Genomic DNA, 19,700 nt, shown 5'->3' with positions numbered 1-19,700 from the left:
TGCGTGAGCATCGTCGGCAGATCACCGGCGACGCATTCCTGTCACTCGATCGTAGAATTTCGCGGATCGAGTGTCAGCGGGGTTGATTTCGCCCGGCCGCGTGTGCCTGGGCTGCTCAGTCGGAGCCGATGACGATGCCGGTGCGCAGTTCGACCAGTCGGGCGAGCACTGCGGCGACGGTTTCCGGATCGGGCACGCGCCCGGTCGCCGCCGTGTCGCCAGGCCCAACCTTGATGCCGAGATCGTCGGGCCCCAGCACGGCAAAGGCGTCTTCGTCGGTGACGTCATCGCCCAGGAAGAGCACGGGGCCGCTGGGCAGGGCATCGCGAATGCTCTGCAGCACCGCACCCTTGTTCGACGCGCGCACCGAGAATTCGCGCACCTCTTTGCCCTCGCGCACGTGCAACCCCTCGGCGATGCCGAGTTCGACCGCTGCTGCCTGCAACTCGCGACTCTGGTCGGGGTCGCGCACTTCACGGGTGTGCACCGCGATGCCGAACGGCTTCCGTTCCAGTCGCACGCCGGGTTCACCGCCGAGCACGCGTTCGAAGCGACGATTCACCCGCTGCAGCCACTCGACCTCTTCGGCCGTGGGTGCTCCACCGTCGGCCCCCGAGACGCCGGGCAGCTCGAGGCCGGTGAGTTCCGAGCCGTGCGATCCCGAGATGATCCACCCCTCGCCTCCCGTGCCGGTGCCGGTTTCGGCCAGACCGTCGAGCGAGCGGCCCGACAGCAGTGCGACGCGCACCCCAGGCGCCGCATTCAGCAGCTCAAGCGCTTGGCGAGCGCGCGGCAGCATGCGCGCATCCTGCGGTCGGCGCACGATGGGCGCGATGGTGCCGTCGAAGTCGGTGGCGACAAGCAGCGATGACGCGGTCGCGATGCGCCGCAACCGGTCTCCGACGCTGCGCGGCACGAAGGCCGGGGGCACGATCGAGATCGGCCCGGTCATGCCGTCTTCGGGCCCGCCGGTGTGTGCCGTCGCGCGCGATTCCGAGATCGCGGTCATCGATCCCAAGAACCCCGACGCCCAGTGCGCCACATCGTTGTCGTGCACCGCGCGCCGCATGCCGTGCATGCGCCGGTGCTGCTCCTCCTGCGGCATGTGCACCGCCCGTAGCATCGCCGCTTTCAAGCCCTCGATGTCGTGCGGGTTCACCAGCAACGCGTCGCGGAGTTCATCAGCCGCGCCGGCGAACTCACTGAGAATGAGCACGCCCTGCTCGTCTTCTCGGCACGCGACGTACTCTTTGGCGACGAGATTCATGCCGTCTCGCAGCGGCGTGACGACCAGCACATCGGCGGCCAAATACATCGCCACCATCTCCTCCCGCGAGTACCCGCGATGCAGGTAGACGAGCGGTGCGTGGCCGATGGTGCCGTGCTCGCCATTGATGCGCCCCACGGTCACCTCGACTTCGTCGCGCAGCTGTCGATAGGCGTCGACGCGTTCACGACTCGGGCTCGCGACCTGCACCAGCACGATCTGCGAGGCGTCGATCTCGTCGTCGATCAATAGCTCGTCGAACGCCTTCAGCCGGTGACGGATTCCCTTGGTGTAGTCCAGGCGATCCACCCCGAGCATCACGGTCTTCGGGTTGCCGAGCTCCGCGCGGATCTGGCGAGCGCGATCCTGGGTTTCCGGGCGACGTGCGACCTCGGCGAACGCCGCCGCGTCGATCGAAATCGGAAACTCTTGCGCCAGCACCGTGCGGCCCGGGGCATCGGTCGTCGCCGGCAGCACCATCGTGTTGCCCAGCGCCTGCGTGTGCGTGTACCGATCGGCGATCGTGCGGAAGCTGATGGCGTCGGGCACGCGCTGGAACCCGATGACATCGGCGCCCAGCAGCCCCGAGATGATCGAGCGGCGCCAAGGCAACTGTTCAAAGAGGCCGCGGGGCGGGAAGGGGATGTGCAGGAAGAAGCCGATCGTAAGATCGGGTCGCAGCTCGCGCAGCATCGCGGGCACCAGTTGCAGCTGATAGTCGTGGATCCAGGCGATCGCGCCCTCGGCCGCCACTGCGGCGACGCGCTCCGCGAAGCGCTGGTTCACCTTGCGATAGCGATCCCACCACTGCCGGTGAAACTCGGGCGGGGCGATGACATCGTGATAGAGCGGCCACAGCGTGCCGTTCGAGAAGCCCTCGTAGTACAGCTCGACATCGTCGGTGGAGAGCTCGACGGGTTCGAGGCGCATCCGCCCGATCTCGAACGGATCGACGTGTTCGTCGGCGCTGCCTGCCCAGCCCACCCACACACATCCGAGCTGTTCAACGATCGGCTCGACCGCGGTCACCAGGCCTCCCGGCGAGGTGCGCCACGCCGTCGACCCATCGGCTTCGACGACCCGGTCGACCGGCAAACGGTTCGACACCATCACCAGCTCGCGCCCTCCGGTGAGTCCCTGCAATCCGGTCATCGCACCTCCCAGTGGCTTCACCCAAATTCTACTGATCGAGCCCGGGATCGCGCTGCCCCTTGACCTCTGATGTCCGGTCATGAAACGCGCGACCGGCTGCTCGGCTTCGGCGTGATCAGACCGGTGCTCGCCGGAGGTACAGTAGTCCGGTGAACCGCACTCCCCTCGCGGCGCAGAACCGCGCCGCTGCCGAGCCCTCCGTGCTCGGCGCGCTCAGATCACCGCGTCTCCTCACCCGTGAGGTGCTCGCCGGGCTCGTCGTCGCGCTCGCCCTGATCCCCGAAGCCATCGCCTTCTCGGTCATCGCCGGGGTCGACCCCAAAGTCGGGCTCTTCTCCTCCTTCATCATGGCCGTGACGATCGCCTTTGTCGGCGGTCGGCCAGCCATGATCTCGGCCGCCACCGGCGCCGTGGCACTCGTGATCGCGCCCGTCGCCCCCACCTACGGCATGGACATGTTCATCGCCACGGTGATCCTCGCCGGCGTCTTCCAGATCCTCTTCGCCGTGAGCGGTGTCGCGAAGCTCATGCGCTTCATTCCGCGCAGCGTCATGGTCGGCTTCGTGAACTCGCTCGCGATCCTCGTCATGCTGTCGCAGCTGCCACACCTCATCGGGGTGCCCTGGCTCGTGTACCCGCTGGTCGTGTTCGGCATCGCGATCCTGCTCGGTTTCCCCAAGCTCACCACCGCAATCCCCGCACCGCTCATTGCCGTGATCGTGGTCACCGTCGTCGTGGTCGTCGCGCGCATCGCGGTGCCGACCGTCGGCGATCAGGGCGAACTGCCGCAGAGCCTGCCCGAGCTCTTCATTCCGCACGTGCCGCTCACCTGGGAGACCTTCGCCACGATCGCACCGTTCGCGTTCGCGATGGCACTCGTCGGGCTCATGGAGTCGCTCATGACGGCGAAGCTCGTCGACGAGATCACCGACACCCACTCGAACAAGACCCGAGAGAGCTGGGGGCAGGGCGTTGCGAACATGATGTCGGGGCTGTTCGGCGGCATGGGCGGCTGCGCCGTGATCGGTCAAACGATGATCAATGTGAAGGCGTCGGGAGCGCGCACCCGCATCTCGACGTTCTTGGCCGGCGTCTTTCTGCTCGTGCTCGTGGTCGCCCTCGGAGACGTGGTCTCGCTGATTCCGATGGCGGCACTCGTGGCCGTCATGATCATGGTGTCGATCGGCGCCTTCGACTGGCACTCGATCGCGCCCGCGACGCTGCGACGCCTCCCCAAGAGCGAGACCTTCGTGATGCTCGCGACCGTCGCCCTCGTCGTCGCGACCCACAACCTCGCCGTCGGCGTCATCGGCGGCGTCATCGTCGCGTCCGTGCTGTTCGTGCGCCGGGTCGCGCGCGTCGTCGACGTGCAGCGCGAGGTCAGTGCGAGCGATGCGGCGAGCGGGATCGCCGAGCCGTCCGTGCGCTACACCGTCACGGGCGAGCTCTTCTTCGCTTCGAGCAACGACCTCACGACTCTGTTCGAATACCACCGCGATCCTGCGCACGTCGTCATCGACCTAACCGGCGCGCACGTCTGGGATGCCTCGACCGTGGCGGCGCTCGACGCCATCGAAACGAAGTACCGCCAGTACGGGGCAACCGTGGAGTTCGTCGGCATGAACACCGTCAGCCGCACGATGCACGCCCGCCTCACGGGCGAGCTCGGCGGCAGCGTCTAGCGCGTCGCTCTGCGCTCGACGCTCTCCCACCGGCCCGTGCCAGCGCCGGCGCCCTGCGGATTGGTGTCACTTTGTGCGGCGTTCGAAGCCGATTTCGCGGTTGAGACAGCACAAAGTGACACCAATCCGCAGCGAGCGCATCGAGCGCGACGCGCTTACGGGTTGACGCTCACACCGCCGTCGACGTAGAAGTCGGCGCCGACCACGAACGACGCAGCGTCGGACAGCAGGAACGCCGCCACCTCGGCGATCTCGGCGGGCTGGCCCAAGCGACCGATCGGCTGCGCCTTCTTCACGCCCTCGGCGATCACCGGATCCTCAAGTGCCGCCGCCGCGAGTGGGGTCTCGGTCGATCCGGGCAGCACCGCGTTGATGCGCAGGCCTCGGCCGGCGTAGTCGTAGGCGGCCTGGCGGGTGAGACCGAGCGCACCGTGCTTGCTCGCGACGTACGCGGGCAGGTTCGGGTAGGCGAAGCGACCCGCGGTCGACACGGTGTTGACGATGGAGCCGCCACCGTTCTCGACGAGGTAGTTAATCTCGTGCTTCAGCGAGAGGAACACCGCGTTGAGGTTCACCGCGATGACTTTCTGCCACTCGTCGAAGCTGAGGTCGGCGACCGAACCGGTCGGCCCGATGATGCCGGCGTTGTTGAAGGCACCATCGAGCCCGTCGTACTGCGCCACTGCGCGCTCGACGAGGCGCTGCACGTCGGCATCGACGGTGAGGTTCGTCTCGACGAAGTGCGCCGCGCCGCCCGCGGCCGTGATCTGCTCGACGACGGCTTCAGCGCCGGCGACGTTCACGTCAGCGATCGTCACCTTCGCCCCGCGTCCAGCGAACAGCAGCGCCGCTTCCTTGCCCATTCCGCTGCCGCCGCCGGTGACGATGAGACGCTTCCCATCGAGGCGGACCTTTGCGTACGGATCAACCTGAGTCATGTGCGGTACTCCTTTGCACGTGTATCACTGATGAAGGCTGGCAGAATCTGCCAACCGATTGCGGACCTAGACTAGCCCCGTGGCATCCGAAGAGAAAGTGCTCGCCGTCTCGCGCGAGTGCATCGAGGCGTTTCTCAATGCCGGCACACTCGACATCGGAGTGGCCGAGCTGTGCCGCACGACCGGGATCTCGGCACGCAGCTTCCACCGGTACTTCCCCACGAAACCGCAGCTCATCCGCCCGTTCTTCGACGAGATGACCCGCACCTTCGGCGAGCGCATCATCAACTCGCCGCTCCCCTTCGAAGCGGCCGCGCGCGAGGCATTCCACGTTGCGGTTCTCGGCTCGCTCCCAGGCCGCATCGTCGACTTCATGCGGCTGCTGCGCACGCGCGAAGAGTACTGGGCGGTGTTCCTCGAGGTCGCAGATGCGAGTGAACGCACGCACTCCGCGACGCTCGCCCGGCGCCTCCCCGGGCTCGACGACGATGCGCTCGTCGTGGTCACCGCCGGGGTCGTCGCGTCATCCCGCCTGGCACTCATCGCGGGATTCGACGGGGCCGATCCCGAACCGAAGTTCGCGGCCTACCTGCACCGTTTCATGACCGGGTACGCCATCACCGGCTGATTCGATCCATCCGCATATATCGCTCACTCGGACTGATGTGCAATGCTTCCTGTGAACCGCGACGGGAAGGGCCGTGACGATGTCGACGACCGAGGTGGACGAGCAGACTGACCGAGCCGTGCCCGCAGCACCCTCCCCCGCCGAGCTCGCCGCGAGACTCGCCGCTGCGCTCGGCCGCGCGATCCAGGGCCAGCCCGATGTCATCGAGACCGTCATCACCACGGTGCTCGCGCGAGGGCATCTGCTGCTCGAAGACGTGCCCGGCGTCGGCAAGACCACACTCGCGCAGGCACTGGGTCGGGCGATCAGCGCGAACGTGCGACGCATCCAGTTCACCTCTGACATGCTGCCCACCGATGTCACCGGTCTCTCGGTGTACGACCAGGAGACGGGCCAGTTCGTGTTCCATCCGGGGCCGATCTTCGCGAACATCATCATCGGCGACGAGGTGAACCGGGCGACGCCGAAGACGCAGTCGGCATTGCTCGAGGCCATGGAGGAGCAGTCGGTCACGGTCGACGGCCATACGCATCGCCTGTCCGAGGTGTTCATCGTCGCGGCGACGCAGAACCCGCAAGACATGGCGGGCACCTTCGCGCTTCCCGAGGCGCAGCGCGATCGATTCATGACCCGCATCTCACTGGGGTACCCCGATGCCGCATCCGAACTGCGCATCGCACTCGAGCAGTCGGGGCGCCGGATCAGCCAGTCCACCCCACTGGTCGCGTCCATCGCTGAGGTGCGCGCCGCACAACTCGCCGTCGGCGAGGTGCACCTGTCAGATGCCGTCGGCGCATATCTGGTCGACATCATCGCGGCGACGCGTGCACACCCGAGCATCGCCCTCGGTGCCAGCCCGCGCGCGACCGTGCACCTGAGCCGCATGAGCCGTGCCCGCGCCGCCGTGCTCGGCCGCAGCTACGTCTCACCCGACGATGTCGCACACCTCGCCGCGGCCGTGCTCGCGCACCGCCTGGTGCCCCGCGGTCGCTTCGCACGAGCAGACGAGGCGGCCCGGGCGTCGACCGACGTCGTCGCCGAGATCCTCGCCGGTCTCCCCGTGCGCTGATGGCCCGAACTGCGCGACTGCGAGCCGCACGACCCCGAGCCGCACGACCCCGACGGGCGCGAACCCGCGCCTGGTGGCGAGCATCGCCCGTGACCTTGACCGCGCGCGGGTGGGGATGCCTCGCCGCCGCCGCCGTGCTTGCGGCGGCCTGGTTCGCGATCGGCCTGCGCGACGTGTGGCAATTCGCGGCGGCCTTCGCCGCGCTCGTCGTCGTGGCGATCGGTGCGAGCTGCGTGATCGGTGCGCTGGCGCGAGCCCGGGCCACACTCCGCATGACCGATCGAACCCCCACGGTCGGGTCGGCGCTCGAACTCTCCGCGGTGATCTCCCACCGCCTCCGGGTACCCGTCATCGCGACCGCGGAGTGGTCGCTCGATGGTGCCCGTCGGTTGAGTCCGCTCGAACTGCACCCGGGCAGTGACGCGCGAGCCGCAACGTCATGGATCGCCGACCGCCGAGGCGATGCGCGACTCGAGGTCTCAGCGCTCCGGTACTCCGACCCGTTCGGGCTCGCCGCAGTGCGCGTGCCCTGTGCGGCGCACACGGTGGTGCGCGTACTCCCCGCGCCGCTTGCTGCACTCCGCAAGCGACTCAAGGCAGAGCCCTCCCAAGTGTCTGCCCCCGGCGACCTCGACGCTGCAGCGGTCGGGCGCACCGGTGAGGGCGCCGAAGGCGGGGGCGCGCTGCGCGAGTACCGCACGGGCGATGCGACTCGGCAGATCAACTGGAAGAAGAGCGCGCGCCAGGGCGAGTTGCTGGTGAATCTCCCCGAGCCGGCGTCTCGTCGGGTTCGCTCCGTGCGCCTGGACCTCGACCCGGCAGCGTACGCGAGCGACGCCGAATTCGAGCGCGCAGTTTCGGCGACGGCAACGGTGCTGGCTCTCTGGGCTGAGCAGGGCGTCGCGATGCATCTCGAGCTGGGCGATCATCTGCTCGACTCCGCCGGTGGTGGGCAGATCGACCATACGGGGAGCATCGACTCCCCGCTCCGCGAGCTCGCCGTCGTGGCGCGCGCCGAGGTCGATGCGCCCGCCGCTGAGGCACGATCGTCGCGGTCGACCGCGTCGGCCGAGCTCCCGGTGGTCGTCGTCACCGGAGCGCCGCACCGACGGCTGCTCGAAGCGCTGCCGCACTCGCGCGGCGGCACGATGATCGTGATGCGCGACGGGTCGTCATCGACGGGGCCCGTGCCGCTGCCGCCGGAGTGGCGCATCCTGCTCGTCTCGGAGCCCGCGTGACCACCGCGACCTCGCCACTGCGCTCAGCATCGCGGCCGAAGCCCGTGCACCGATTCGTCGACCCCGAACGCCGCCGCTCCCGACTCTGGTCGAGCGGCCTCCTGCTCGTCTTGTGGGGCGTCGTGCTCGCAGCGCTGACGACGGTGCTCGAATGGGGCGGTTGGTGGTTCGCCGCAATGGGCGTGATCACGGGCACCGTCATCGTCTCTGCCGTCGTACGCGCGCGTCACCGGCGCCCGGTGTATGCGGCACTGGCCGGCACCTTCGCGGGTGCACTGGGTGTCGCGGTGTGGGTGTGGGGCGGTGGGCGCGCGGCGCTCTGGTGGAGCGATGCCACCGCACTGCTCGAGCAAGCGCAGCTGCAGATCGTCACCGGCTCCGCGCCGCTGACGGTCGACGGCCCCCTCTCTGACCTCGTACTCGCGGTCGTGCTACTCATGGCCGCAGCGACCGTCTTCCTCGCCGACGCCGCAGATACGCCGCTGATCGCCGGTGGCGTCGTCGCGCTGGTGTTGCTCGTGCCCTCGGCAGTGACGGGAGTCAGTGCCGGATCGCCGACGCTCATCGCAACGACGTTGCTCCTGGCACTGCTCGCGGCCGTCTCCGCCCCACGAGTGACCTGGCAGGGCGGTGTCGCGGCGCTCGTCGTGACCGGCCTCGCCGCGGGTATCGTCGCAGTGCTTCCCGCTTCGCGCGATCGACTCTGGAACGACTCGCTGCTGGCCTCACCCGTCTCGCAGTCGGTGCCAGACGTAACGCTCGCGCTTGCCGAGGATCTCCGCGCGCGGAGCAGTTCCCCCGTGTTCATCTACCGCAGCTCGGTGCCGGGCCCGCTCCGCTTCACCCTCGCAACCCTGGCCGATTTCGAGGGCGGCGTCTGGCAACCCGAAACCGCACTGACCGACCAGAACCTCACTACTCGACCGGCACGCGCGGCAGATGCGGTGCCGGCTGCCGTCGCTGCCGAGCCGGGCGCCCCCACGGCAGCGCAGTCGCACCTGCGCACCCGCACCGTGCAGGTGACCGTCGAGGGCCTTCTCAGCTCCTGGCTCCCGCTGCCGCAATCGACCGAGCGTGTCGCTGCCCCCGGCGACGCGGGGGGTTTCCGCCCCGATCGCTGGAACTGGGCCGAGCAGTCGAACACCGTGCGCTCCGAGCGCGACATCACCCGTCGCGACTCCAGGTACACCGCAACCGCGACGCCGCTCGACGCCGATCGGTTGCCTGGTGAGGCCGTCGCGTCGCTCACGTCCGCCGCCCTGTCGAGGCTCGATCCGGCGAGCCTCGATGACGACTCGGCTCTCGCGCCATACCTGGCGCTCCCCGCCGGCATGCCGTCGGAGCTCTCGGGTGCCGCAGCGGAGGTCGCAGGGGCGGCACCCGATCGCCTCGCCGTGGGCCACGCGCTCCAAGACTGGTTCCGCAGCGGCAGCTTCGCCTACTCGGAATCGGCACCCTACGAGCCTGGCGCCGACCCCGACGACCCCTATGCCGTCATGACCGATTTCCTCACGACCCGAAGCGGATTCTGCGTGCACTACGCCGCCACGTTCGCCGTGATGGCGCGCGAACTCGGGGTGCCAACGCGTGTGGCTGTCGGATACGCGAGCCGCGCCGAACGCGACGACGCAACGCGCGTGCTCGGGCGGCAACTGCACGCGTGGCCCGAGATCTATGTCGATGATCTGGGCTGGGTGTCGTTCGAACCCACGCCAGGGGGCGCCGGAGCCACCGCAGACGGCACCTCTGACACCACGACCGCTAACTCTGACGCGGCCGTTCCGACTGACGACACTGACCCCACGCCGACGTCGGCGCCGCAGCCCAGCGATCAGCCCACGCTCGACCCGACGGATCCAGTACCCACGGCGACGGACTCGCCGGCCGTCACGACCCCACTGGCGCCCGTCGCACTCCTGCTCGCCGCCTGCGCACTGCTCGTGATCATCGCGGTGCCTTCCGTGTGGCGTGGAATGCGACGATCGCGCCGACTGCGACGCATCGCACACGGCGACCGACCGGGCAGCAACGCCTGGGATGAACTGCGCGACACCGCCCGCGATCTGGGGTGGCTGAGCGAGGCCGTCGGCGATCCGCCGCGCGCCCGCACCTCGACCGCCTGGATCGATGCCTGGGAGCGTCGTGGGGCCCTGAGCGGAAGCGCTACGGCGAGCGCTCGGAGCATCGCGCACACGATGGAGCGCGAGCGCTACGGCCCGAGCGAGCCAGCGACAGGGAGCGCGGGCCATCCGGCGCAGGATCACCGGACCCCGCCCGATGCGATCGTCACGGAGTTGCGGGTCGCAAGGCAGTCACTGCGCGCATCGGCCGACCGCGCGGCTCGCCTCCGCGCCGCGGTGTTGCCACGTTCACTCGGCCGGTCCGACTGACTTGTCGATCAGCATCGTGACCTCGTCGCAGCCCAGCGCGGCTTACGGTGTGCAGGCGACGCAGCGTTCGCGGAACGGGCGCACTTCGAGCTGCCCCGGCGGAATCCGCGCGCCGCACTCTGCGCAGACCCCGTAGGTACCGTCGTCGTGTCGGCGCAGCGCTGTCTCAACCCGGCGAGCGTCGTCGTGCGCCGATTCGAGCAGGCCGGCGAGCAATGACCACCGCGCCGAGAGCGGCTCCCCATCAGGGTCGTGTTCGTCGTCATCGACAGACCCACGGCGGGCCCGCGTCAAGGCGTCGAGGTCGGTGTCGAGCTTCGTCACACGCTCAGCGATGCGCGCTCGCTCCGCGACGAGCAGCTTTCGAATGTCTTCGGGCGCAATCATGGTGCTCCGACTGTACGCGCTCTCACTCACGCAAGGAAGCAGTGTACGGGCACCGGGGCGCATGCCCGGCCTGAACCAACCATTCTCATCTGGGATTGGTGTCAAAAAGTGCTGTGCCACCCTCGACTCCACGTGAAAAACGTACACATAGTGACCCCATTTCGGGGAGGCGCGGAGAAGGATGGGGAAAACAGCCTGAGGCCCAGAAATCGCAGGGATGTAGAAACGACGAAGGCCCGGAACCTCGCTGATTTTTCAGCGGAATTCCGGGCCATATCGTCGGGATGACAGGATTTGAACCTGCGACCCCGTCGTCCCGAACGACGTGCGCTACCAAGCTGCGCCACATCCCGATTGCGTTTTTCACGCAAGGAATACTCTAGCGCTTCCCTCGGCAAACACGAAAACGAGGCGGTTCGGTCGTGTCGCGCGGGCGAGCCGCGAGTGGCCGCCGAGCCGTGGCTGGCAACCGAGCCGTGTGCGGCGCCTACACGCGCAGCGACGCGAGCAACGCGTCGACCGCCCCCACCCACTCGCCGCGCAGCGTGAGCGTACCCGCTGGGTCTCCCCCGGCGTCGAGGGCGACAACGTGGTACACCGCGAGGGTCGCGAACTCGGTCTCGGCGATGCTCACGGCACCCTCAGTCGTCAACCGCACGGCGGCGAGCTCGGGGCCCGCTCCGTCGTCGTTTCCTGTACCGCGCACACGTACGGTGGGCTCGCGCTCCGCGGTCGCGCCGTCTGCGTCCTGCGTGTACTCCCGGCTCCCTGTTTCGCCCCGCACGATCGCTGCACCGAGCACCGCGCGGAACACCGGGTCGCCGATCGCCGCGTACACCCACCTGGTGCCGAGCACCCCGTGCTCCGTGGTGCCGACGAGAAACTCTTCAGCGTCGTCGAGCGGTGCGCCGCGGTAGCTCAGCGCCAGGTGGTACGCCGTCTCGTCGCCCGCGGTGAACACGTGCCCCTCGAGACCGACCTCGCCCTCGGGGTCGTCGAATCGGTAGGCGCCAACCGGCTCCAGCTGCGCAGCATCGCCCCCGAACCAAGGCTGCGACGGCAGCCAGGCCGCAAGCAATTCGTACTTCGACGGGCTCAGAGTGGTGCGGTGAATGATCGACATGGCCCGATCCTACGCCCGCTCACCAGGCCGACGCTCCGAAGCCGCGTCACCCGCCCCAGGCCCCCGCAGAAACGCCGCAGGCCCCGAGCCGCGCGCTGCGCGATCCGGGGCCTGCGGGTGAACGAAAAACGTTACTTCTGGTTCTTCTGACGCGATGCCGAGCGTGCGCGCAGGCTCGCGGCGAGCTCGACCTTGCGGATGCGCACGATCTCGGGGGTGACCTCGACGCACTCGTCTTCGCGGGCGAACTCGAGGCACTCCTCAAGGGTGAGCTTGCGCGGGGGCGTCATCGACTCGAAGGAATCAGCCGATGCCGAACGCATGTTCGTCAGCTTCTTCTCCTTGGTGATGTTCACGTCCATGTCTTCGGAGCGCGAGTTCTCACCGATGACCATGCCCTCGTAGACCTCTTCGGTCGGAGCGACGAAGAAGCTCATGCGCTCCTGCAGGTTGATCATCGCGAAGGGCGTGACGACACCCGAGCGGTCGGAGACGATCGAGCCGTTGTTGCGGGTCGTGATGACGCCCGCCCACTCGTCGTAGCCGTGCGAGATCGCGTTTGCGATGCCGGTGCCGCGGGTGATGGTCATGAACTCCGAGCGGAAGCCGATGAGGCCGCGCGACGGCACGATGAACTCCATGCGCACCCAGCCGGTGCCGTTGTTCACCATGTTCTCCATGCGCCCCTTGCGCGCTGCGAGCAGCTGCGTGATCGCACCGAGGTGCTCTTCGGGGGTGTCGATGGTGAGGTGCTCGAACGGCTCGTGCTTCTTGCCGTTGACCTCCTTGGTGACCACCTGGGGCTTGCCGACGGTGAGTTCGAAGCCCTCGCGGCGCATGTTCTCGACGAGGATGGCGAGAGCCAGCTCGCCGCGGCCCTGCACCTCCCACGCGTCGGGGCGGCCCACGTCGAGCACGCGCAGCGACACGTTACCGATGAGCTCGCGATCGAGGCGGTCTTTGATCATGCGGGCGGTGAGCTTGTGGCCCTTCACCTTGCCGACGAGCGGCGAGGTGTTCGCACCGATGGTCATCGAGATGGCGGGATCATCAACCGTGATGGTCGGCAGCGGCCGCACATCTTCGGCGTCGGCGATGGTCTCACCGATGGTGATGTTCTCGATACCCGCGATGGCGACGATATCGCCGGGGCCCGCCTTCTCGGCCGGGTAGCGGGTGAGCGCCTTGGTGAGCATGAGCTCGGTGACGCGCACGTTCTGCACGGTGCCGTCGTGCTGCACCCAGGCGACGGTTTCGCCCTTCTTGATCCAGCCGTGGTGCACGCGCAGCAGCGCGATACGACCGAGGAACGGCGACGAATCGAGGTTCGTCACGTGCGCCTGCAGCGGGAAGTCGGTGTCGTACTGCGGAGCCGGCACGCGCTCGAGGATGGTCTGGAAGAGAGGCTCCAGATCCGGGTTGTTCGGCAGCTCGCCATCGACGGGGCGATCGTGCGACGCGGCGCCGGCGCGACCCGAGAGGTAGACGGTCGGCACGTTGAGCACGGCGTCGACGTCGATGTCAGGGTGATCTTCCGACAGGTCCGATGCGAGGCCGAGCAGCAGATCCTGCGCCTCGCCCTCGACCTCTTCGATGCGCGAGTCGGGGCGGTCGGTCTTGTTGACCGCGAGAATCACGGGGAGCTTCGACTCGAGCGCCTTGCGCAGCACGAAGCGGGTCTGGGGCAGCGGACCCTCAGAAGCATCGACGAGCAGCACGACGCCGTCGACCATCGACAGTGCGCGCTCGACCTCGCCGCCGAAGTCGGCGTGACCCGGCGTATCGACCACGTTGATGACGATGGGGGTGCCGTTGGCGTGCGCACCCTCATAGGTGATGGCCGTGTTCTTGGCCAGAATGGTGATGCCCTTTTCGCGCTCGAGATCGTTCGAGTCCATGACTCGATCGTCGACGTCGGCGTGCGCGTCGAAGGAGTTGGTCTGACGCAGCATGGCATCGACGAGCGTGGTCTTGCCGTGGTCGACGTGTGCGACGATGGCAACGTTGCGGAGGTCTTCGCGAGTGGCGAGAGCCATAAAGGTGGAGTCCTAACGAGACGAGGTTGTGTCGGCACGGCGGGATGCCGGCCACGGAGCGGGTTCACCCCGCGGTGGCACCGAAAAACGCCGACGCACTATTTTAGCGGATCAACCGGCGTGTTCACGCCGAATCGCGCGCGGGGTGGGAGGACTGCTCCCGAACCCCGCGCGCGACGGCTATGTGCGCCCCTTTCTCAGCTGGCGCGCAGCGCCCGCGAGGCCTCTCGTCGCTTCGCTTGCTCGGCCGGATCCGGTACCGGAATCGCGGCCAGCAGTTCGCGGGTGTAGGCGTTGGTGGGGCGGCCCAGCACCTGCGCGGTGCTGCCCTGCTCCATGATGCGTCCCTGCTGCAGCACGATGATGCGGTCGGACACCGCATCGATGACCGCGAGGTCGTGGCTGATGAACAGCGACGCGAACCCGAGCTCCGCCTGCAGCTGCACGAAGAGCTCGAGCACCGTCGCCTGCACCGACACGTCGAGTGCGCTCGTCGGCTCGTCGGCAATGAGCAGCTTCGGGTCGAGCGCGAGCGCACGCGCCAGCGAGGCGCGCTGGCGCTGACCGCCCGACAGCTCGTGCGGGAAGCGGTCTCCGAACGTCGCGGGTAGACGCACCGCATCGAGCAGCTCGTTCACTCGCGCCCGAGCCGCAGCGGGGCTGCTCGCGCGACCGTGCACGATGAGGGGCTCCGCGATGCACTCGGAGATCGAGAGCAGCGGATTGAAGCTGGTCGCCGGGTCTTGGAACACGAAGCCGATATCGGGCCGCAACGGGGCGAGCGAGCGCGGCTTCGCGTCGCGCATCTCGTGCCCGAGCACGCGCAGCGACCCGTCGACGACCTTGGTCAGGCCCACGACGGCGCGTCCGATCGTCGTCTTGCCCGATCCGGACTCGCCCACGAGCCCCACGACCTCGCCCGGAGCGACTGAGAAGTCGACCCCGTGCACGGCGACGGTCGCCCCGCGGCCGAAGCGCGACGGGTACCCGATCTGCGCGCCCTCGGCGACGATGACGTGGCCCGTCGTTTCGCGCGGCGTCTCAGCGTCGCCCGGCTCTGGCCGTGGCTGTGTGCGCGACTTGCCGTGACCGACGTGCGGCACCGCGGCCAACAGATCGCGGGTGTACTGCTCGCGCGGTGACGCAAACAGTTCGGCGACCGGCGCCTCCTCGACGATGTCGCCCTGGTACATGACCACAACGCGATCGGCGAGGTCGGCGACGACACCCATGTTGTGGGTGATGAGCACGATCGTCGCCCCGAACTCGTCGCGGCAGACGCGCAGCAAGTCGAGGATCTCGGCCTGCACCGTCACATCGAGCGCGGTCGTCGGCTCGTCGGCGACGATCAGCCCCGCGTTCAGCACCAGTGCCATCGCGATGACGATGCGCTGCTTCTGACCACCCGAGAACTGGTGCGGGTACTCGTCGACGCGGCGCTCAGGGTCGGGAATGCCGACGCGACGCAGAATGTCGATCGCCTCGGCTCGCGCCTCTTTCTTGCCGATCTGTCGGTGCGCACGGAGGCCCTCGGTGATCTGCCACCCGACGGGGTACACCGGGTTCAGCGCCGTCGACGGCTCCTGGAACACCATCGCCGCGTCGTCGCCGCGCATTGCGCGCAGCTCCGCGTGGCTCGCGCGTACGACGTCGATCTCGGCGCCGCTGCGTGAGCGCACGATCAGTGCACCCTCAAGCGTCGCAGTCTCGGGGAGCAGGCCGAGCAGCGCGTTCGCGGTGACGGTCTTGCCCGATCCCGACTCGCCCACGATCGCGAGCACCTCGCCCGCGTTCGCGGCGATCGAAATGCCCTTCACGGCCTCGACCGGGGCGCCATCCGTGGCGAACGTGACCCGCAGGTCGGTGATTTCTGCGATGCGGTTCATCGGGCCACCCCCTTCAGTCGACGCCGCTGTCGCAGGCGCGGATCGGACAGATCGTTGAGGCTTTCACCGACGAGCGTGATGCCGAGCACCACGAGCACGATGGCGAGGCCGGGGAAGACGCTCGTCCACCAGATGCCGCTCGTCACGTCGGCGACCGAACGGTTGAGGTCGTACCCCCACTCGGCCGCCGAGGTGGCCTCGATGCCGAAGCCGAGGAAGCCGAGACCCGCGAGGGTCAGCAGCGCCTCCGACGCGTTGAGCGTGACGACGACGGGCAGCGAGCGCACCGAGTTGCGGAGCACGTGGCGCACGAGAATGCGCCCGGTCGGCACGCCGATGACCCGTGCGGCCTCGACGAACGGCTCGGAGCGCACCCGCACCACCTCGGCGCGAATCACGCGGAAGTATTGCGGCACGAACACCACCGTGATCGAGATCGCGGTCGCCGCGATGCCGCCGAACAGCGTCGACTGGCCTCGGCTGATCACGATCGACATCACGATCGCGAGCAGCAGCGACGGGAACGCGTAGATCGCGTCGGAGAGCACGACGAGCACGCGATCGAGCCAGCCGCCGAAGTAGCCGGAGACGAGCCCGAGCGCGATACCGATGAAGATCGAGCACAGGATCGCGGCGGCGATGACGAAGAGCGCCGTCTGAGCGCCCCAGATCACTCGAGACAGCACGTCGAACCCCGACACCGTGGTGCCGAGCAGGTTGGTCGCGTTCGGGGCTTGCTGGGTACCGAAGGCGACGCCGTCGATCGATTGCTGTGCCCAACCGTAGGGCGCGATCAGCGGCGCCAGCAGCGCGAGCAGCACGAAAACCACCGTGAGCGCGAGCCCCGTGATCAGCATGCCGCGCTGCAGTCCCACACTCTGACGCAGATGGGATACGACGGGGAGACGTTCGCGCAGGCGCCGCTTCGGCACCGGCACCGACAGTGCCTCGGTCGTGGGGGTCGGAAGATCTCGCATGGACATGATCAGTACCTCACCCTCGGGTCGACGGCCGCAGCGACGAGGTCCACGATGAAGTTCGTGACCGCGACAATGACGGCGATCATGACAACGATGCCCTGCACCGCCACGAAGTCACGAGCCTTCAGATACTCGGCGAGCATGAAGCCGAGCCCCTTCCACTCGAATGTCGTCTCGGTCAGCACCGCACCGGCGAGCAGCATCGCGACCTGCATGCCCATGACGGTGATGATCGGAATGAGCGCGGGTCGGAACGCGTGCTTGGTGAGCAGACGGTACTCGCTCACACCGCGCGACCGGCCGCTGGTGACGTACTGCTGCCCGAAGGTGCCAATCACGTTCGTGCGGATGAGGCGCAGGAAGACGCCGGCGGTGAGCAGACCGAGCGCGATGGCGGGCAGAATCGCGTGCTGCAGCACATCACCGATGAGTGCCGGATCGCCCAAACGAATCGCATCGAGCAGATAGATGCCCGTCGGCGAATCGACCCCGCCCATCACGAGTTCGGTGCGCGTGCCCGCGCGCCCGGCCACGGGGAGCACCCCGAGCCACACGGAGAACACGAGTTTCAGCAGCAGCCCGACGAAGAAGATCGGGGTCGCATACGCCAGAATCGCCATAATGCGCAGCACCGCGTCTTGCCAGCGGTCGCGGCGGTAGGCAGCGATGAGGCCGAGCGGAATGCTGATGACGAACGCGACGATGAGCGCGTAGAAGGCGAGTTCGAGCGTGGCCGAGCCGTACTGCAGCAGGATCTCGATCACGGGGCGGTGATCGGTGATCGTGGTGCCGAAATCACCGCGGAAGATACCGCCCAGGTAGTCGAGGTACTGCACGATCAGTGGCCGGTCGTACCCGGCCTCGTGTACACGCGCCGCGAGCTGGTCGGCGGGCAGCCGGCCGCCGAGCGCCGCCGTGATCGGGTCGCCGGTGAGGCGCATGAGGAAGAAGACGACGGTGACGAGAATGAACACCGTGGGGATGATGAGGAGGAGCCGGATGAGCACGTAGCGCCCGAGCCCTCCCCCGGTCGGAGCGCGTCGCGCCGCGACGACAGATGCGGGAGCAGTCATGAGTGAAGCCTGTTCGCGTCGATCACGGCAACGGGCCCCAACCCGAGGGTGGAGCCCGCTGCCCTGACGATCGCTACTTGGTGATGGGGGCGTACCGGAACTTGAACGACGCGTCGAGGGTCGTGCCCTCGACCGAAGTGCCCGTGTAGGCCACCTGCTTGCCCTGGAGCAGCGGCAGCGTCGACAGATCGTTCGCGACGAGCTCCTGGATCTTGCCCAGATCCTCAAGACGCTTGGCCTGGTCGGTCTCGGTCTGCTGCTCGACGATCAGGTCGTTGACCTCGGCATTGTCGTAGTGGTTGCCGAGGAAGTTCTCCTTGAGGAAGAACGGCGACAGGTAGTTGTCGGCATCCGAGTAGTCGGGGAACCAGCCGAGCTGGTACGCCGGGTACACGTCTGCGGTGCGATCCTTGCTGTACTGCACCCACTCGGTCTGCTGCAGGTTGACCGCGAAAAGGCCGTCCTGCTCCAGCTGCGTCTTCACCTGTGCGTACTCGTCACCCGACGACGGGCCGTAGTGGTCGCCGTTGTACTGCAGGCTGAGCTGCACCGGCGTCTCGACACCCGCATCGGCGAGTGCCTTCTTCGCCTTCTCGACGTCGGGGCCGCCGTCGCCGTCACCGTAGAGCTCCTTCAGCGGCTCGGTCGCACCGGGCAGCCCCTCGGGCACGAACGAGTACAGCGGGCTGTACGTGTCCTTGTAGACGTCCTTCGCGATCGCCGCGCGATCGACAAGGTCGGCCGCGGCCTGGCGCACAGCCTGGGCTTTCGCCGGGTCGGCGTCGGCCGTCGTCGCGCCGTACGGCATCGTGTTGAAGTTGAAGACGATGTAGCGGGTTTCGCCGCCGGGGCCCTCGACGAGCTTCACCTTGTCGTTCTTCGCGAGTTCGTCGTTGTCGGTGGCCGACAACGAGCGGAAGGCCACATCGATCGCGCCGCCCGCGATGTCGAGCTTCAAGTTCGACGCGTCGGCGTAGTACTTCACGTTCACGCCGTCGTTCTCGGCTGCACCGAGATTGCCCTGATAGCCGTCGTAGGGCGCGTAGGCGATGAGCTCGTTGAGCTTGTACGAGGTGATCTCGTACTGGCCGGCGAACGCCTTGCCCTTCACGATGTCGTCGTCGCTCGTGACCGAGTCGGCCGAGAACACGTCCTCGTCGACGATCGGGGCGGCGGGGCTCGAGAGAATCAGCGGCCAGACTTGGTCGTCGCCGTTCTTCAGCGTGAACACCACGGTCGTGTCATCAGGCGCCTCGACCTTGTCGAGGTTGCCGAGCAGCGATGCGGGGCCGTTCGGGTCGTTGATCGCGACCTGGCGATCGAACGAGAACTTGACGTCGCTCGACGTGAGGTCGTTGCCGTTCGCGAACTTCAGCCCCGACTTGAGCTTCACCGTGTATTCGGTGGGCGAGGTGAACTCGGCCGACTCAGCAATATCGGGGGTGACCTCCGCGGTGCCGTACACACTGTTGAGCAGGAACGGGTAGACCTGGTTCATGACCGCGAACGAGCCGTTGTCGTACGAGCCCGCCGGGTCGAGCGAGGTGACCTTATCAGTCGTACCGACGGTGATCTCGCCACCGCCCCCACCGCTGTCGCCACCGGAACCGCCGGTCGTGCTGCTGGTGGCGCAACCGGTGAACAGCAGTGCTGCGCCCATCAGAGCGGCCGCAGACATCATCGTCTTCTTCAATGCTTTCCCTCTCACTCACCGGGCAGTGCGCATCACGTCGGTGTGGATGCTCCCGGTTTCGTACTCCGCAGCCTAGCGACGCGTCATCACGAAGCAGTAACGGAACGGTAAATCTGTCTGGCAGGTCGCACTGGACCCCTCAACACTCTGTATTGAGG

General features: G+C 67.7%; 14 protein-coding genes and 1 tRNA gene. 5 read left to right on the top strand and 10 right to left on the bottom strand.

Features of this window, described 5'->3' with window-relative positions; translation table 11 throughout:
* Window positions 1-115 precede the first annotated feature (115 nt).
* Window positions 116-2,419 (bottom strand): bifunctional alpha,alpha-trehalose-phosphate synthase (UDP-forming)/trehalose-phosphatase, encoded by a 2,304-nt coding sequence (locus tag CH42_RS03875; RefSeq protein ID WP_053351885.1) that lies wholly within the window; start codon window positions 2,417-2,419, stop codon window positions 116-118.
* Between the two features lie 149 nt (window positions 2,420-2,568).
* On the opposite strand from CH42_RS03875, the gene CH42_RS03870 reads away from it, so the two are divergent.
* On the top strand, window positions 2,569-4,101 hold the full coding sequence (locus CH42_RS03870) for a SulP family inorganic anion transporter (protein ID WP_053351884.1): 1,533 nt from the start codon (window positions 2,569-2,571) through the stop codon (window positions 4,099-4,101).
* A 155-nt stretch (window positions 4,102-4,256) separates the two neighbouring features.
* On the opposite strand, the gene CH42_RS03865 is transcribed toward CH42_RS03870, so the two are convergent.
* Window positions 4,257-5,039, bottom strand: coding sequence for an SDR family NAD(P)-dependent oxidoreductase (locus CH42_RS03865; protein ID WP_053351883.1), 783 nt, complete (start codon window positions 5,037-5,039; stop codon window positions 4,257-4,259).
* A gap of 79 nt (window positions 5,040-5,118) precedes the next feature.
* Between CH42_RS03865 and CH42_RS03860 the strand changes: the two genes are divergently transcribed.
* The 4 genes from CH42_RS03860 (at window position 5,119) to CH42_RS03845 (ending at window position 10,364) form a co-directional block, all read left to right on the top strand.
* A complete protein-coding gene (locus CH42_RS03860) occupies window positions 5,119-5,667 on the top strand; it encodes a TetR/AcrR family transcriptional regulator (RefSeq protein WP_053351882.1) in 549 nt (182 codons plus the stop codon).
* A gap of 79 nt (window positions 5,668-5,746) precedes the next feature.
* A complete protein-coding gene (locus CH42_RS03855) occupies window positions 5,747-6,736 on the top strand; it encodes an AAA family ATPase (RefSeq protein WP_053351881.1) in 990 nt (329 codons plus the stop codon).
* Between the two features lie 89 nt (window positions 6,737-6,825).
* Window positions 6,826-7,974, top strand: coding sequence for a DUF58 domain-containing protein (locus CH42_RS03850; RefSeq protein WP_053351880.1), 1,149 nt, complete (start codon window positions 6,826-6,828; stop codon window positions 7,972-7,974).
* Entirely contained in the window at window positions 7,971-10,364 is a 2,394-nt protein-coding gene (locus tag CH42_RS03845; protein ID WP_053351879.1) for a DUF3488 and transglutaminase-like domain-containing protein, read from the top strand. Before CH42_RS03850 ends, CH42_RS03845 begins: the two co-directional genes overlap by 4 nt.
* Before the next feature lie 42 nt (window positions 10,365-10,406).
* On the opposite strand, the gene CH42_RS03840 is transcribed toward CH42_RS03845, so the two are convergent.
* From CH42_RS03840 to CH42_RS03805, 8 genes are all read right to left on the bottom strand, one after another.
* A complete protein-coding gene (locus CH42_RS03840) occupies window positions 10,407-10,751 on the bottom strand; it encodes a TraR/DksA family transcriptional regulator (protein WP_053351878.1) in 345 nt (114 codons plus the stop codon).
* A 279-nt stretch (window positions 10,752-11,030) separates the two neighbouring features.
* Window positions 11,031-11,104: transfer RNA gene (locus tag CH42_RS03835), tRNA-Pro, on the bottom strand.
* A gap of 134 nt (window positions 11,105-11,238) precedes the next feature.
* Window positions 11,239-11,874 carry a CG0192-related protein gene (locus CH42_RS03830; protein ID WP_053351877.1) on the bottom strand — a complete coding sequence of 212 codons (636 nt, stop codon included), beginning with the start codon at window positions 11,872-11,874 and terminating at the stop codon, window positions 11,239-11,241.
* A 131-nt stretch (window positions 11,875-12,005) separates the two neighbouring features.
* Window positions 12,006-13,910: a translational GTPase TypA gene (gene typA / locus CH42_RS03825; protein WP_053351876.1), complete on the bottom strand. Its 1,905-nt coding sequence runs from the start codon at window positions 13,908-13,910 to the stop codon at window positions 12,006-12,008.
* 197 nt (window positions 13,911-14,107) lie between these two features.
* Complete coding sequence (locus tag CH42_RS03820) at window positions 14,108-15,796, bottom strand: dipeptide ABC transporter ATP-binding protein (protein WP_053351875.1); 1,689 nt, start codon at window positions 15,794-15,796, stop codon at window positions 14,108-14,110.
* Window positions 15,793-16,779, bottom strand: a complete 987-nt coding sequence (locus CH42_RS03815) for an ABC transporter permease (protein WP_053351874.1) — start codon at window positions 16,777-16,779, stop codon at window positions 15,793-15,795. The genes CH42_RS03820 and CH42_RS03815 overlap by 4 nt, the downstream gene beginning before the upstream one ends.
* 2 nt (window positions 16,780-16,781) lie before the next feature.
* The gene (locus CH42_RS03810; protein WP_053351873.1) at window positions 16,782-17,849 is read right to left on the bottom strand and encodes an ABC transporter permease; all 1,068 of its coding nucleotides are present in this window, start codon (window positions 17,847-17,849) and stop codon (window positions 16,782-16,784) included.
* Window positions 17,850-17,922: 73 nt separating this feature from the next.
* On the bottom strand, window positions 17,923-19,527 hold the full coding sequence (locus CH42_RS03805) for an ABC transporter substrate-binding protein (RefSeq protein WP_053352048.1): 1,605 nt from the start codon (window positions 19,525-19,527) through the stop codon (window positions 17,923-17,925).
* Window positions 19,528-19,700: the final 173 nt, after the last annotated feature.

This window comes from Leucobacter musarum subsp. musarum (assembly GCF_001273845.1).
In the GTDB taxonomy this organism is placed as follows: Bacteria; Actinomycetota; Actinomycetes; order Actinomycetales; family Microbacteriaceae; genus Leucobacter; species Leucobacter musarum.
The sequence above is the reverse complement of the archived record's forward strand: the minus strand, read 5'-3'. Positions and strand labels throughout refer to the sequence as shown.

Excerpts from the sequence above, each read along its gene's own strand:
- CH42_RS03875 (WP_053351885.1), bottom strand. The coding sequence starts at position 2,419 with ATGACCGGATTGCAGGGACTCACCGGAGGGCGCGAGCTGGTGATGGTG.
- CH42_RS03865 (WP_053351883.1), bottom strand. The coding sequence starts at position 5,039 with ATGACTCAGGTTGATCCGTACGCAAAGGTCCGCCTCGATGGGAAGCGT.
- CH42_RS03855 (WP_053351881.1), top strand. The coding sequence starts at position 5,747 with ATGTCGACGACCGAGGTGGACGAGCAGACTGACCGAGCCGTGCCCGCA.
- CH42_RS03840 (WP_053351878.1), bottom strand. The coding sequence starts at position 10,751 with ATGATTGCGCCCGAAGACATTCGAAAGCTGCTCGTCGCGGAGCGAGCG.
- CH42_RS03830 (WP_053351877.1), bottom strand. The coding sequence starts at position 11,874 with ATGTCGATCATTCACCGCACCACTCTGAGCCCGTCGAAGTACGAATTG.
- typA (WP_053351876.1), bottom strand. The coding sequence starts at position 13,910 with ATGGCTCTCGCCACTCGCGAAGACCTCCGCAACGTTGCCATCGTCGCA.
- CH42_RS03820 (WP_053351875.1), bottom strand. The coding sequence starts at position 15,796 with ATGAACCGCATCGCAGAAATCACCGACCTGCGGGTCACGTTCGCCACG.
- CH42_RS03815 (WP_053351874.1), bottom strand. The coding sequence starts at position 16,779 with ATGTCCATGCGAGATCTTCCGACCCCCACGACCGAGGCACTGTCGGTG.
- CH42_RS03810 (WP_053351873.1), bottom strand. The coding sequence starts at position 17,849 with ATGACTGCTCCCGCATCTGTCGTCGCGGCGCGACGCGCTCCGACCGGG.
- CH42_RS03805 (WP_053352048.1), bottom strand. The coding sequence starts at position 19,527 with ATGTCTGCGGCCGCTCTGATGGGCGCAGCACTGCTGTTCACCGGTTGC.